Genomic DNA, 14,957 nt, shown 5'->3' with positions numbered 1-14,957 from the left:
TCACCGGTCGTGCTCCGACAGCGGGCGACGCAACCGTTAAGCGACGGCCGACCCCACCCGGCCGTATGGTCGACCTCTCAGCCGACGCCATGGGGAACTTCCCGGTACCCGAGTTCGAGGACCTCCCCGAGGACCTTCGAGAACGCATCGCCGAGGAGACCGAGCGCGCGGGCTTCACCCCGAACGTCTTCGCTGGCTTCGCCTACAAGTCCTCGCACTTCCGGGCCTTCTTCGCGTACCACGACGCGATCGTCGACGACGCCGCGCTCGCCCGCGAGGAGATCGAGATGCTCATCGTCGCCGTCTCGGGCGTCAACCACTGCTACTACTGCAACGTCGCTCACGGCGCCCTCGTGCGCATCTACGCCGAAGACCCGCTGCTGGCCGACCAGCTCGTCGCAAACTACCGCACCGCCGATATCAGCGACCAGCACCGGACGATGCTCGACGTCGCCGTGAAACTCACCGAGCGACCGGCCGAAGTCACTCGCGAGGACCTCGACGAACTCGCCGACGCCGGCTTCTCCGAGGAGGAAATCTGGGACATCGGGGCCGTGACGGCGCTGTTCAACCTCTCGAACCGGATGGCCATGTTCGCCGATATGCGCCCGAACGAGGAGTTCCACACGCTCGGGCGCGGCGGAGAGTAAGAAACGTCGACTCGGTACCATCGATGGCTCAGTGTGGGTCGCGAAGCGACTCGACACCACTGGACCAGGTATCGCCATCGAATTCACGAAACGCCGCGCCATCGGAGTTGTTTCTCTGACTCCATGACGAATTATTCGACGGCCACCCGATCGAACGCGCCCGGGTAATCGATCACCAGCCCGTCGGCATCGACCGGTATATTCGCCGAGAATCCGCTCGAGAGGTTCTCGTACCGGTAGCATCGTCGACCCGATGGACGATCATCGAGGCGAGTATATCGCTGCGTGACACGGTCGACGCCGAGGGCCGGAACGGAGACGTACGCGACGGAAAGTCGGGCCGTCTCGCCGACGTCGAGTCCGAGCCGCCGAATCGGGATCGTATTCGAGAACGGCGTGACGGCGATATCGACGTCGATACAGCCTTCGATCGCCGGAATCGGAGTGTTTTCCCTGCTGGTCCAGTTCCCGCCTTCCGTCGCACGGAGTGCGAGCGAGGGTTCGCTCCGGTCGAGGCGTTCCAGTTCGACGTCAGTGACCCGGTGGGTCTGATCGCAGGCGACCCGGTAAGAGAGGTGGAACGGCTCGGAGTCAGCGTGCGCTAACACGAGGCCTGTCGCTTCCACACCAGCCTCGGTCTCCACATAGTGGAGGTGTTCCAGCCCGACAGAGTCGACCGGCCGCCAGTAGACATCTCGCTCCATACTGAGCGGTTCTAACGCAGATCGCATGGGTTTGTCTATCGTGTCCAAAGGTGTCTATAAGAGCGGTAACCTGGGCCGCCCGGGAGAGCGGGCATCGAACCGAATTCACCAGCTCGATACGATTTCGAGAAACCAGCAGCCACCATCCGCTTCCGGACGCCAGAGACGAGAGTTCCGTAACCGCTTAGGGACGACAACTCCGATGTGCGGAGACGAGATGCAAGTCCAGTACTTCCTCTTCGCGACGCTCGTCGGCCACGTCGGACTCGCGATCTTCGTCACTGCACACGCTCACCTGACCGGCGAGGAGCGCGGAAACTGGCCGGTCATCACGCTCTTCCTCGGGATCGCGGGCGTTGCTGGCTACTTCTTCTACGAGCCGGACGGAAATATCTGAGGCAGAACGGAGAAAGCCAGACCGTTACGCCAGGAACACGTGCCGCGGCCGTTCTTCCAAGACGTCACGCCCGTACTCGACGGTCTCGGCGAAGTCGTCGCTGCGGAAGAACGCCATCGCGTCCTCACGGGAATCCCAGCGGCTGGCGATGAACATATCGTTCTCGTCCTCACGATTGGCAAGGAGGTCGGTCTTGCGGTGGCCGTCCATTCCCGAAAGCGCCTCACCGACATCGGCGAAGGTGTCGACGAAGTCCGTTCGGGAGTCGGGTTTGACGGTGTAGAACATCCCCATCGTTCCCCAGGAATCATCCGCCCCGTCTCCAGCCTGCCGTACTACCTCGGGCAGGTCCGCGAGGAAGCCGGCCGCGGTCTCCGCGGCGCTCTCGGTCTCCCAGAGGCTGGCGACGGCAGTCTCGGCGTCGTCGCTCGCGACCTCGGTGGGTTCGTACACTGCCGTCATCACGTGCGTATCGTAGTGGTCGAAATTGGTCCGGAGGCCGTCGGCTTCGGCGAAGAGTTCGTCGGGGTCGGCCGCGGAGTAGAGAACGACCGCGTGGACGTCCTCGCCGTGGGGCTTCCCGGCGTAGACGCCGAGGTCTTCGAGTTCACTCCGGACGCCGTCGGGCGCGCCCCCGGCGTCGTCGCCCTGTGCGTGGTCACCGCCGTGGCCGTGGTCATGGTCGTGCGATCCGTCGCCGTGGGACCTCCCCGACTCGTTGCCGTGTGGGAAGCCGTCCGCTTCGCCGCCGTGTTCGCGGCCCGTGCCGGTCGCGTGCGGCGAGTCGGTGGCCTCCGACGGCTCGCCGGTCAGCGACTCGCCGGCCATGTACGCACCGAGCTTCGCGGGCTCGAACTGCCGGCCGATGCGGAAGCGGCCGAATTCGGCGAACTTCGAACTGGAGGGATCGAAGCGCATCTCGTAGAGCAGGTCCTTGATGTCGGCCGGGTCGTCGGCGAAGAGCGTGACGCCCCACTCGTGGTCGTCGAGGCCGGCGCTGCCGGAGATGATCTGGCGGACCTTGCCGGCGTAGGTCTTGCCGATGTCGCCGTGACTCGACACGTGCTCGGCACGCTCGTCGAACGGCAGATCGTACCAGTTGTACTCGGGATCGCGCCGTTTGTCCATCGGGTAGAAGCTGACGTAGTCCGCGTCGGGGATGTCGGGGTGGAGTCGCGACTCGATGTAGCGCTTCATGCCCGGATCGGCCTCGGCGTCGGGATCGAAGTAGTCGTTCGCGCCGCCGTAGCCCGAGGCTTCCGTCACCGAGACGTACGAGTCGCTGTGCTCGGTGAACGCCGCGAGTTCGGTGCGCTCGAACCGGCGTTCGAGTGCGTTCAGGTCCGAGAGGGTCGGGCGGAGGTGAATGAAACACAGGTCGGCCTCGTGGCCGAGAACGGCGACGCTCGTCGACCCACCCGAATCCGCGTCGGCGACCGCCTCGGCGGCCTCGAGATAGGCGACACCGTCCGCAAGCGCTCGTTCACGCCGTCGGGCGGGCGCCTCGCGCCAGGCGTCCCAGTCGACGGTCCGAAAGTCGTGGAGCATGTACCAGCCTTCCGCGGTATCCGGTGGCGTCCGTCGGTCCATACGGAGACCTTCGGACGGCATCGTCAAGAAAGACCGGTTTTCGCCCGGTCACCCAGACCGCCACGCGTCGGGGTAACGGCCGCCGAAACCGACGGTTTTGCAGAGTACCGAAACGCTTTACCAACTTCCGTTTCAAACGACGGGCGTATGCGGAAAAGTGGACCACCGAAGGGACTCATCGCCTATCTCGTCCTCGAGCTACTCGAAGAGAAGCCACGGTACGGGTACGAGATACTCAAGGAGATCAAGGATCTGAGCGGTGGCCACTGGGAACCGTCCTACGGATCGGTCTACCCCATCCTCTACAAGTTCGAGGAGAAGGGCTGGGCCGAGCGGATCGAACGCGAGGACGAACCGGATCGCAAGTACTTCGAACTCACCGACGACGGCGCCGAAGAACTCGCAGACCGGCGCGAGGAAACCGCCGACACCGCCCGCGAGTTCGCCGACGTCATCCTCGGCTTCTACCACGTCTACGCGGTTATCGCGACCGACGAGCGCTTTACGGTCCCCGAACTCGAGAACACCTGGCACTTCGACGAGGACTTCAGCCGCTGGATCGTCGAACAGGTCGCCAGACACCACGAACACTACTTCGACGCCGACTTCGATCGTCTCGACGAGACACCGACGGAGTTCTACGAGCGCCACGGCCTCGACGAGGAGTGAGGGAGTTCACGTGACGCCGGCGGGGAAGCGCCGGAGGCACGACCGGCCAAAGCATCGCCGCGGCGACTCCCCGTCGAGAATTGAGACGGAAATTCCAGCGATACCGACGAGCGACCACGTCGGTCTCAGTGAAGCACCGAGGGGGCGAAGACCATCACGAGGAAGGTCGCGAGCATCGTCACGCCGACAACGGTGGTGACGACGCGGACCATCCCACGCGTCGCCTCGATGCCGGGAATCCGAGAGAGGACCGCCTCTGTCGAGGTACGCAGGATGTGCCCGCCGTCGAGCGGGAACGCGGGGATACAGTTGAAAAAGCCGAGGTTGAGGTTGATCCAGCCGGTCCAGAACAGGATGTTCGCGATCGCGAAGACAGCCGGCTCGCCGAGGACGCTCGAAACCTCGTAGAAGTTCTCGACGCCGCCGGCGAAGCCCGCGAAGTTAAAGCGCATGCCAGCGATCGCCATGATCGGGAGCATGAGGGCGATAAAGATCTTGCCGAAGAACGTCTCCCCGAGCGAGCCGAAACCGTTCGGGCTATCGCCGCCGAGGACACTGTGGAAGGTCTTGACCGGATAGAACTGGACACCGATGTCGTTGACCTGCATCCCCGAGATTCCGGAGTGAACGGCGGGGCCGAACTGCGTGGCGTCCGCGTCGGCCGTCACGTCGAAGCTGACCCGTTCGCCGTTCAGAAAGCCGGTCAGTTCGATCGATTCGCCGTCGCGTTCCTCGATCAGCGATTCGAGGGCCGAGCCATCGTGGACGCGTTCGCCGTCGGCTGTCGTCACGACGACGAACGAGTCGACCGGGGCCCCGGCATCTGCCAGCGGGCTGCCCTCGAGTACCTGCATCGAGGCGCCGATCGGAACCTCACGAGTCTCGGTCGATCCGTCTGCAGCCCGGGTGGTGATCGAGACGCGTTCGGCCTGGCCGACGGCGTCGACGAGGTCCTCACGCGTCGAGACGTCTTCGCCGTTGACCGAGAGGATTCGCTCGTTCAGCCCCAGGCCCGCAGGGCCGTCGGAGAGCGTCGAGACCACGATCGGTGCCCGGTCGACGGTCGCTTCGCGTTCGCCGTCGATCGTGACGGAGATCGTCCCCGCGTCGATTTCGTCGAGTGTGTCGATGAACTCCTGATTGTCCGCGACTGCCTGTCCGTCGACGTGGGTGATTCGATCGTGCTCGCCGATGCCGGCTGCCTCGGCGGGTGAATTGTCGACGACGCCTCCGATGGCCGCACCCGGGGCGACGGTGATAACCGACCCAACGAGCCAGAACAGTGCGAGAAAGGCGAGGATCGTCACGGCGAAGTTGTTGGTGACGCCGGCGGCGAACATGCGCGTCTGGCCGCCCCGACTCGCCGCGTCGCTACTCTCTTCGTCCGGCTGGACGAACGCCCCGATCGGCAACACGGCGAGCATAGCGACGCCCATCGAGTCGATGTCGATGTCCTCGACCCGACAGAGCAGTCCGTGGCCGCCTTCGTGAACGACGAGGCCGATGAACAGCCCGGCGACGATACCCGGCGTGGCCGACAGCGGGAGGAAGTCGTTGACGCCGGGGATGACCAGGACGTTCTGGGGTTGCTGAATGCCAGTCGGCTGCGGGGCCAGCAGGGCGCTGATGGCCGAGATCAGCAAGAATACGAACATCCCCACCATCGCGACGAGCGCGATACCGACGCCGAGGTTCGTCCACGCTCGCCAGAAGCGCTTCGGCTGGGCCAGCCAGTCGAGGAAGTCGCGACCCCGTTTCGTGTGGAACGTCACGATCGGTCCCTGCGTCCCGATCCACTCTGGCAGGACGCCGCGCTGTTTCAGGGCGAGGAGTCCCGCCCAGTAGAGCCCGATCCCGATCAGCACCCAAGTCACGAGCGTCGATCCGAAAAGTTCGGGGACAAATCCGGCAGAGAGGGCAGCATGCATTGGTCGTCGTCAGTGCTCACGGTTTCGAGTGATTTGGGTCTGGCGCTTCGGGACTCCGTCACACGCAACTCGCCCACAGAGCCGAATTAGTTCGCGAACCAACGAACCGGCCGAGCGGGAGTGGTCACCGCTCTCGCCGGAGGCGATCGACCACGAAGTCGCGATCGAGTTTCGCGAGGAACTGGCCGAGTTTCGGTCCCTGCTCGTCGTCGAAGAACAGGCGGTAGCCAGCAGCGAAGAAGTCACCGACGGGGACGTCGTGGCGCTTGGCCGTCTCGTAGATCTCGCCTTGCAACTCCTCGGGGTCGTCGCCGCCGTCGGCCACGAAGTCGGCGAGGTCGTCGAGCGCCGCCCCGGTCGCGTCGTCGAAGTCGTGGGCCGGGATCGCGGCGCGTTTGAGTTCGTAGTCGAACTCGTTGCCCGTCCGGCGCGCCCACGCCTGTGCGTGTTCGACCCGATCGAGTGCGGCGTCGACGGCCCACTCGGGCGCGTCGTCGGGGATGTGGCCCTCTGTGCGAGCGATCTCCTCGCGGATCGATGGCTCCTCGGTCATGCCGAGGACGGCGGCGAAGGTGTAGGAGAGGCGAATTCGGTCCGGGTCGGGCTCGGAAACGACGAGCGGGTAGACCCGCTCCGCGAAGCGTTTCTCGTCCTCGCTCGCGTCGATCTCGCCGAAGTAGATGCGCTCGAAGCGGTCGAATTCGTCGACCAGCTGGTCGAGCCGTTCGATGCTGAAGTCGCGGGCCTTCGAGGGATCCTTCGCGAAGAAGTACCGGAGCACTTCGGGTTCGATCAGTTCGAGGACCTCGGAGACGAGGGCGACGTTTCCTTCCGAGGAGGAAAAGGGCTCGCCGTCTAACGTGAACCACTCGTAGACCATCGGCACCGGCGGCTCGTTTTCGAGAACGGTCCTGGCGATGTCCTCGCCGCTCGGCCAGGAGCCCTCGGCGTGGTCCTTGCCGAACGGTTCGAAGTCGACGTCGAGCGCCTCCCATTGGGCGGGCCACTCGAAGCGCCAGGGAAGTTTGCCCTCGCGCAGGGTGGCCGTGCCCTCGTGGCCACAGCCCTCGATCGTCTGCTCGCCGGCCTCCAGGTCGGTGCACTCGTAGTCGACAGTTGCCGCGGTAGTGGTCTCGCGGGTCGCTTCGCTCCCCGCTCGACTATTCGAGGCGCTTCGCGCCTCGCTATCGACGTCGACGCTCGTCACCGTCTCGGTGAGCTTCCCGCAGTTCGCACAGATCGGGTTGAACGGGACGTAGTCGCCGTCGGCGTCGACCGAGTCCTGATAGTCTGAGAGGACTTCGCGTGCGCGGTCGCGATGTTCCAGAAGATAACGGGTGACGGCCTCGAACGTGCCGTCCTCGTAGAGAGCCGTGTTCGAGAGCAAGTCGATGGGGATGTCCATCGCGTCGGCACTCTGTGCGATGATCGTCGCGAAGTGGTCGCCGTAGGAGTCACAGCAGCCGAAGGGGTCCGGGATGTCGGTGTACGGATGACCGAGGTTGCGTCCGAGTGCGCCCGCGTTCACCTCGCCCAGGTCAACGAGATTGCCGTCGAGGTCGGCGAGCGTACGGGGAAGTTTCCGGAGCGGGTCGCGATCGTCGGCCGTGAAGACCTGTCGGACCTCGTGCCCGCGCTCGCGGAGGACCGCGGCGACGAAGTAGCCGCGCATGAGCTCGTTGACGTTACCAAGGTGTGGCACGCCAGAGGGCGAGATGCCGCCTTTGATGACGATCGGATCGTCGGGATCGCGCTCGCCCGACTCAATCCGACGTTCGATGCGGGTTTCCACCCGGTCGGCGACGGCGTCGGCCCAGAAGACGTGGTGATCGTCGGCCCCGCCCTCGCCGTCGCCGCGCTGGAGCGTGTACGGGTTCGTTTCGGCGGCCCCGCCCTCGCCCGAAGAATCAGCTGCGGCGTCGGCTCCAGGATCGGCTGTGGCGTCGTCTGCGCTCATCGGTCGTCGAGTGCCCAGTAGGAGGGTTCGTCGCCGGCGCTCGTTGGGATCACGTCGGTTCCGTCGTGCGATCCGGAGCGAACGGCGCGGGCGATCCGGTCGGGGTCGGTGCCGTCGATGACGATGGTTCGCATCCCCGAGCGCTGGATGATCTTCGACGCGAGCAGGTCCACTGGTGCGGACGCGCCCGCGGTCATCTCCAGGTCGGCGACGACATCGACGAGGTCGCTCGCGGTCAGTTCCTCGAACTTCGTGGCGCCGTCGTGTTCGTTGGGATCGTCGCTGTAGACGCCGGGAACGCTCGTCGCGTAGACGAGGAGATCGGCGTCGATGTACTCGGCGAGGGCGGCACTCACGGCGTCGGTCGTCTGGGCCGGTGCGACGCCGCCCATGACGGAGAGTCCGTCCCGTCGGAGCGCCTCCGCGGCCTCCTCGTAGTCGTGGGCCGGCGCCGTGACGGAATCTTCGCCGAGCGCCGCGATCAACAGGCGTGCGTTCAGGCGCGTGACGTCGATACCGAGCTGGTCCAGTTCGATCTCGTTCGCGCCGAGATCCCGCGCCGCCCCGATGTACTCCCGGGCGACGCCGCCGCCTCCGACGACGCATCCCACGCGACAGCCCTCGGCGACGAGGTCCTCGACGACGGCCGCGTGTTTCGACACCCGCTCGGAACCGGGTTCGGGCATCAACACGCTGCCACCGATGGAGACGACTACTTTCATGCTGTCGCGTCGTAACTCGGTTGGAATCTTAAGGGTTGTCAAGTGCGAGGGCCTGAGCGCACGCGAAGGCCCTCGACTTTCTGAGCGGCGACCACCGGGAGCCGCGAAGTGGGCGGTCCGGAGTAACGCCGAGGGCCGCCAGCTACCGAACGGAGAGCGAAGCGATCCGTGAGGTGCGTGGATCCGAGCGAAGCGAGGATTCACGGTTATCGAGCGGGGAGGAACGACCCGCGAAGTGCGTGGACGCGAGGGGACCGAAAGTCCACGTTTATCGAACGGGGAACGAAGTGACCCGCGAGGTGCGAAGACGGAAACAGAGAAGATGTAGTAGCCCCCGATTTCTGCGGAGACAACTGGGTGAGTGAGTAGCCCGACGTAAGCAGAACCCCGCTAGCGACCCACCACAATAATGGCCATAGAGAACCCGTTACGGGAACCACTTTAAGACATTAGGAACAGTATAAACCGAACAGAAATTGTTAATGGCTAGTTTTACCAGAGTAACGGACGGATAAATGAACACAAGTGTTCATTATTGGCTATTTTTCAATTAATCTAAATGAGAGAATATCTCTAGATTTCCCTATAGTTATGGCGTCTAGATAAGTAATTTTCAGATTGGCGGTGAATGGAGACGTTTCGTTAGGCCAGCAAAACTCGATAAATATAGCCAGCACCACCCCCTATGGAATTAATAATAATCAATGGTAGACAAGTTCACGAATGATTAATACAGAGATTATGATGGGTGTCACGATGTGTGTCACGAGAGGACGACACACAGTGCAGAGACATGAGAGGTACACAGCACTCGACCCTGATCAGGGTCATGGCACTCGTGTTCGCGATCCTCATGGTGAGCTCCATGCCCGCAATGGCGTTCGCGGGGGGCAACCTCGGAGGAGAAACGACACAGGCGGATCTCGACAACAGCGTCGAGATGAAGAGTACCGCACCGGACGCGACGGCGTCCGTCGAAATTTCAGACGAGTTGCTAGAATCCGAAGAGCGGATCGAGGCGATCGTCCGCTTCGAGGATGCGGACCTGGCGGCGGCGTCGACAGCCGCCGAGGTAGAGTCGACGCTCAAATCGACGGCCGAGAACACGCAAGCTGACTTTACCGAGTGGGCCGGAGAGACGCAGGGCGTCGCCGTCCAGAACGATTTCTGGGTGACCAACGCCGTCCTAATCTCCGTCGACACCGACGCGGCCAGGGAGCACGATCTGTTCGAGGAGATGGCAAACAAGCCACACGTCGAACGGATCCACGAGAACATGCAGTTCTCGCTCCCTGGCGGTGAAACCGCTGACGGAGGGCAAGCTGACGGGGGCGCCAGTGCGTCCGAACTCACCCCGTCACCCCAGAACGAGAACGTCACGTACGGACTCGACCAGATCAACGCGACCGAGACCTGGTCGCAGTTCGGTACCCAGGGTGAGGGCGCAAAGATCGCCGTCCTCGACACGGGCGTCGACGTCGGTCACCCGGATCTCGACCTCTACACCGAGGACGAGTCGGACCCGACCTACCCGGGCGGGTGGGCGGAGTTCGACTCCAACGGTGACCAGGTCGAAGGCTCCGAACCGCACGACAGCGGCGAACACGGGACGCACGTCACTGGCACCGTCTCGGGCGCCGAAGACACCGCGGGCGACGTCCCAAGTTACGGCGTCGCACCGGAGGCCGACATCATGCACGGGATGGTGCTCCCCGGCGGCTCGGGCTCGTTCGCCCAGATCGCCGGCGGTATCGAATGGGCGGCCGAGGAGGATGCCGACGTCGTCTCGATGAGCCTCGGTGCGAGCGGCTACAACGGAGAGCTCATCGACGTCGTCGAGAACGCCAACGACGCCGGCACGCTGGTCATCGCCGCGATCGGCAACCAGGGTCCGTTCGACCCGGCCCCACCGGGATACAGCGGCTCGCCGGGTAACTACTACTCGTCGTTCGGCGTCGGTGCGGTCGACGCGAACGCGGACGTCGCGTCGTTCTCGCTCGGCGAGCACATCGACACGGCCGACGCGTGGGGCGACGATGCCCCCGACTACTGGCCGGACCAGTACACCGAACCGGCCGTCGCCGCGCCCGGCGTCGACGTGTTGAGTTCGATCCCCGGCGGCGACTACGACGGCTCCTTCTCGGGAACGTCGATGGCCACGCCGCACGTCGCCGGCGCGGTCGGTCTGATGGTCTCGGCCTCGGGCGGCGCCGCCGACAACGACATGATCGTCGACGCGCTAGAGGAGACGGCCTGGAAACCCGACGATTGGGACCAGCCCGAAGACGAGCGAGACAACCGTTACGGCAGCGGGATCATCGACGTCCCCGCCGCGACCGCCCTCGTGGCGCTCGACAGCGGGATCAACGGGACGGTGACCGACTCGTCGGGCGAGCCGATCGAGGGCGCGACCGTCTCCCTCGACGCCGGCCAAACCGTCCAGACGGACGGGAACGGGAGCTACCAGCTACTGGCCCAGCCCGACACCTACGAGGTGACGGCCAACGGCTTCGGCTACGCCGAGACGAACGCGACCGTCGAGATTCCGGACAACGAGACCTTCGTCGAGCAGGACTTCGAGCTCGCCGACGGGCTCGGAATCAACCTGCTTGCTGACCAGCCCGAGGACGTCAACCGCGGCGACTCGTTCAACGTGACCGCCGACGTGGCGAACGTCGAGACGATCACGATCGACAACCTCGGCGGCTACGACGGCGATCTCACCCTCACCGTCAACGGCGAGGAAGTTACGGTGGGTGAACCGCACGACTTCGACGAACCGTTCACCGGCGAACTGACGATCGTCGCCCAGACCGACTCGCTCGGCGTCGGGGACATCGAACTGCACCACACGTTCGACGGACTCGGCGACCAGAGCGAGCTGACGACTGGACCGACGACCGTCTTCGAGGACGTCTACTCGGTCGCGGTGCTCGACGACTCCTCGTCGGCCACCGACACGCTCGTCAGTCGGATCGAGGACAACACGCCCGGCTACGTCGAGGTCGACGCGGTCTACGACGACGCCGGCGATGCACTCGCCAACGATCCCGCCTCCTACGACGGCTGGGTCGTCCACAATATTCCGGAAGACGACGCCGAAGCGTTCGTCGACGCGACCGACGACGCGCTGACGGGCGTCGTCTGGATGGACCAGTGGGGATCGGGCAGCAATGCGGTCCCGTCGAAATCCGCTGCGGTCGGGAACCCGGCCGAGACGGATCAGGGCTTCTCCGCGCCGAACCCGAGCATGGAGATCCTGGCCGACCACCCGATCTTCGACGGCGTCGGCGAACCAGGTGAGGAGGTCCAGCTCCACACCGCCGGCTTCGCCGACACGACCTGGTTCGACGGCTACGACGGCCAGGTCATCGGGAACGTCCAGTCCGGTTCGGTCACGGATGGCTCCGGTCTCGGCATCGACGCCGAGAAACAGAGCGTCCTCCTCACGACGTCCGGCCTCACGACCTTCGTGGGCGCGGGCGACTACACGGCCGAGGCGGATGCGATCTTCGGCAACGCCGTCACCTGGGCGGCCGAGCCGCCGCACACTCGCATCGTCGAAGACCAACTGGACCACGTCGCCGAGGGTGACGACGTCGGCGCGACCTTCGACGTCGAGGGCCTCGAGAAGGTCTCGACGAGCCTGCACGAGTCCTCGACGATCGACCAGGACGACCTGATGCTGTATCTCGACGGATCCGTCAACGCCTTCGACGAGTGGCGATCCTACCCCGACTACGCCACGAAAGAGGACTACACGGTCCACGTCGAGGTCGACGACGGTGCGGTCGGCTCCGTCGTTCTCGAACACACGTTCGTCGACCGACAGGGCGAGGAGATAGTCCTGACGACCGGGCCCACGGCCGTCTACGACGCGCCGCTCGACGTGCCCGGTGACGTCGGAACGATCCAGGAGGCCGTCGACCTCGCACCAGACGGCGCCGAGATCGTCGTCGCCGACGGCACCTACGAGGAGGCCGTCACGATCGACGAGACGCGAAACCTGACGCTCACGAGCGCCGACGGCGCGACGCCGACGATCGTCGCCCCCGAGGACGCCTCGGGTGACACCGTCTCGATCGGTGCCGACGGCGTCAGCCTGAGCGGATTCGACGTCGATGCCGGTGGCAACGGCGGCGTCGCCGTCACGGCGGCCGACGCCACCGTCACGGACGTGAGCGTGTCGAACGCCAGTAGCGGCATCTCGCTCGACGGCGCGACGGGCGCGAGCGTCTCCGACAGCAGCGTCTCGGACGCCGCGACCGGCATCGCCGTCTCGGACAGCCAGAACAGTTCCGTGACGAACGCCGAGGTTTCGGCGACCGACATCGGCGTCGGCGTCGCCGACTCCGAATTCGTCGACGTCTCCGAGACGTCGATCGACGCGGGCGAGCACGGCATCGGGATCGATGGCGCTGACGCCATCACCGTGACGAACAACTCCGTGACGAACGCGTCGGTGGGCATCGGCACCACCGACAGCGCCGTCGACACGATCACCGGCACCGACGCCACCGACGTCGGCGTCGGAATCGGCATCGACGGCGGGTCGGTCGCGGCAGTCACCGAGAACAGCGTGACGGAAGCGGAGACTGCCATCGCCGTCGAGAACGACGCCAGCGTGGCCGACCTCTCGCACAACGAGGTCACCAACACCACGACCGGGCTCTCGATTGCCGGTTCGTTCACGAGCGTCGACGCCACGATGAACGCCATCGCGGCCGAGACCGGGATCGAGACGGGTGACGTCTCGAGCGACCGCGTCTCGATCGGCTTCAACGACCTCGAAGCAACCGAGACCGCCATCGCCCACACCGGCGAAGACGCGTTAGACGCACGTCACAACTGGTTCGGCGACCGCGGTCCGGTCGCGAACAACGGCGTCAGCGGCGACGTCGTCTACGATCCGTTCCTGACCGAAGTGCCTGACGGCGTCGACGAAAACACGACTGAGATCGCCGTCGACGTCGTCATGGACGAAGGCGGGACGTACACGATCGGCGTGCCCGGCACGACCGATCAGACCGTCAGCGACGTCTTCGGCGACGACTTCGGCGGGACGGCTTACGGCTACGATTCCGGTGACGGGAAGTGGAACCAGCTGAACGACAACCACGACCTGAGTTCGCTCTCGGCGATCCTCGTCACCGACGCCGACGCGGGTGCCGCCGTCCTCGACTTCCAGGTCGAAGACGACTTCACCCTGCCGGGCTCCGAGAACCTGAACCAGGGTTGGAACCTGGTGAGCCCGACCGCCTACACGGAGACGGCGGACGGCTTCGGGAACTCGAACAGCCCCGACAACGTCCACGTCGCCTACGAGCACGGGTCGAACCACCTCGGTGAGACCGTCGACGCACTCGGCGACGAGTACGACGGCGACGCCGAGGTGAACCCGTTCGGCGGCTACTGGGTCCACATCGAGAGCGAGGACGACGAATATCAGCACAGCGTCGACCTCGAACGGAACCCAACGACCGACGAGATCTATTCGGAACTCGACCTGCTGTCGTCTGACGATGACGACGGCGACGACGGGCCGACGCTGCCCGACGAGGTGAACGTGGCCGTCGTCGACGAAACGAATTATCACGAAGGTGCCATCGAGAGCGTCCTCGACGAGCGACTCGACAGCCGCTACACGGTCGAGACGCTCACGGCCGACCAGCTCGTGGATTCGATGGGCGATTACGATGTCTTCGTCGTCCAGCGCTTCGGGAGCGACGAACTCGCTCAGAACTTTACCGATGCGCTCGGCTCCGATCAGGCGACGATCTACCTGGATTCCTACCAGGGTGGCACGTCCGAGGCCTACGCGGACGGCGTCTACCGGCTCCACAACATCCGCGAGGATCCGGCGGTCAGGACCGCCGAGGCCACGGCCACCGACGGTGAACCGGTCGAACTCGACATCGATGCGGATCACCCGATCTTCGAGGATATCGGGAGCGCCGGCGACACCGTCACGGTCTACGACGGCTCGACGACCTGGGGCGCCTGGTTCGACGACTACAGCGGAACGGTCCTCGCCGACGGCGACTGGAGCGCCGGCACCGACGGCGAACACGAAGGCGGCGCAGTCGCGGTGGACGCGGATCGAAACGAGATCCTGAACACGGCCATCGCGCGCGACTACTTCACCGACGGGGGGAACTTCACGGACGCGGGCAACCAGCTGCTCGCGAACTCCGTCGAACACGGCGCTGACCTCGCGTTCGGCATCGCACCCGCGGGCGAGAGCGAGACGAGCGCGTCGGCCACCGCTCCGGCGATCGGCCCCGCACCGACCGGCGCCATCGTCGGCTAGACGCATCGATTCCTGACCACCCATTTATCG

At 65.0% G+C, this 14,957-nt stretch carries 9 protein-coding genes; 4 read left to right on the top strand and 5 right to left on the bottom strand.

What is annotated here, in order from left to right; translation table 11 throughout:
- Window positions 1-65 precede the first annotated feature (65 nt).
- Window positions 66-650: a peroxidase-related enzyme gene (locus C479_RS10450; protein ID WP_007702007.1), complete on the top strand. Its 585-nt coding sequence runs from the start codon at window positions 66-68 to the stop codon at window positions 648-650.
- 131 nt (window positions 651-781) lie between these two features.
- Here the strand turns inward: C479_RS10450 and C479_RS10445 are convergent, their stop codons facing one another.
- A complete protein-coding gene (locus tag C479_RS10445) occupies window positions 782-1,354 on the bottom strand; it encodes a putative glycolipid-binding domain-containing protein (protein WP_007702006.1) in 573 nt (190 codons plus the stop codon).
- Window positions 1,355-1,571: 217 nt separating this feature from the next.
- On the opposite strand from C479_RS10445, the gene C479_RS10440 reads away from it, so the two are divergent.
- On the top strand, window positions 1,572-1,751 hold the full coding sequence (locus tag C479_RS10440) for a hypothetical protein (RefSeq protein WP_049907243.1): 180 nt from the start codon (window positions 1,572-1,574) through the stop codon (window positions 1,749-1,751).
- Window positions 1,752-1,775: 24 nt separating this feature from the next.
- Here C479_RS10440 and C479_RS10435 read toward each other — a convergent pair whose 3' ends face one another.
- The gene (locus C479_RS10435) at window positions 1,776-3,341 is read right to left on the bottom strand and encodes a heme-binding protein (protein WP_007701992.1); all 1,566 of its coding nucleotides are present in this window, start codon (window positions 3,339-3,341) and stop codon (window positions 1,776-1,778) included.
- Between the two features lie 147 nt (window positions 3,342-3,488).
- Here C479_RS10435 and C479_RS10430 point away from each other — a divergent pair, with 147 nt between their 5' ends.
- Window positions 3,489-4,010, top strand: a complete 522-nt coding sequence (locus C479_RS10430) for a PadR family transcriptional regulator (RefSeq protein ID WP_007701989.1) — start codon at window positions 3,489-3,491, stop codon at window positions 4,008-4,010.
- Between the two features lie 125 nt (window positions 4,011-4,135).
- Here C479_RS10430 and C479_RS10425 read toward each other — a convergent pair whose 3' ends face one another.
- The 3 genes from C479_RS10425 to pyrH form a co-directional block, all read right to left on the bottom strand.
- Window positions 4,136-5,938, bottom strand: a complete 1,803-nt coding sequence (locus C479_RS10425; RefSeq protein WP_049907242.1) for a site-2 protease family protein — start codon at window positions 5,936-5,938, stop codon at window positions 4,136-4,138.
- Between the two features lie 124 nt (window positions 5,939-6,062).
- Window positions 6,063-7,895, bottom strand: a complete 1,833-nt coding sequence (gene lysS, locus C479_RS10420; protein WP_007701984.1) for a lysine--tRNA ligase — start codon at window positions 7,893-7,895, stop codon at window positions 6,063-6,065.
- Window positions 7,892-8,617: a UMP kinase gene (gene pyrH / locus C479_RS10415; protein ID WP_007701982.1), complete on the bottom strand. Its 726-nt coding sequence runs from the start codon at window positions 8,615-8,617 to the stop codon at window positions 7,892-7,894. Before pyrH ends, lysS begins: the two co-directional genes overlap by 4 nt.
- An 829-nt stretch (window positions 8,618-9,446) precedes the next feature.
- Between pyrH and C479_RS10410 the strand changes: the two genes are divergently transcribed.
- Complete coding sequence (locus C479_RS10410; protein WP_007701979.1) at window positions 9,447-14,927, top strand: S8 family serine peptidase; 5,481 nt, start codon at window positions 9,447-9,449, stop codon at window positions 14,925-14,927.
- Window positions 14,928-14,957: the final 30 nt, after the last annotated feature.

The organism is Halovivax asiaticus JCM 14624 (genome assembly GCF_000337515.1).
In the GTDB taxonomy this organism is placed as follows: domain Archaea; phylum Halobacteriota; class Halobacteria; order Halobacteriales; family Natrialbaceae; genus Halovivax; species Halovivax asiaticus.
The sequence above is the reverse complement of the archived record's forward strand: the minus strand, read 5'-3'. Positions and strand labels throughout refer to the sequence as shown.

Coding starts and splice junctions, on each gene's coding strand:
- C479_RS10430 (WP_007701989.1), top strand. CDS start 3,489: ATGCGGAAAAGTGGACCACCGAAGGGACTCATCGCCTATCTCGTCCTC.
- C479_RS10450 (WP_007702007.1), top strand. CDS start 66: ATGGTCGACCTCTCAGCCGACGCCATGGGGAACTTCCCGGTACCCGAG.
- C479_RS10410 (WP_007701979.1), top strand. CDS start 9,447: ATGGCACTCGTGTTCGCGATCCTCATGGTGAGCTCCATGCCCGCAATG.
- C479_RS10425 (WP_049907242.1), bottom strand. CDS start 5,938: ATGCATGCTGCCCTCTCTGCCGGATTTGTCCCCGAACTTTTCGGATCG.
- lysS (WP_007701984.1), bottom strand. CDS start 7,895: ATGAGCGCAGACGACGCCACAGCCGATCCTGGAGCCGACGCCGCAGCT.
- C479_RS10445 (WP_007702006.1), bottom strand. CDS start 1,354: ATGGAGCGAGATGTCTACTGGCGGCCGGTCGACTCTGTCGGGCTGGAA.
- C479_RS10435 (WP_007701992.1), bottom strand. CDS start 3,341: ATGGACCGACGGACGCCACCGGATACCGCGGAAGGCTGGTACATGCTC.
- pyrH (WP_007701982.1), bottom strand. CDS start 8,617: ATGAAAGTAGTCGTCTCCATCGGTGGCAGCGTGTTGATGCCCGAACCC.
- C479_RS10440 (WP_049907243.1), top strand. CDS start 1,572: ATGCAAGTCCAGTACTTCCTCTTCGCGACGCTCGTCGGCCACGTCGGA.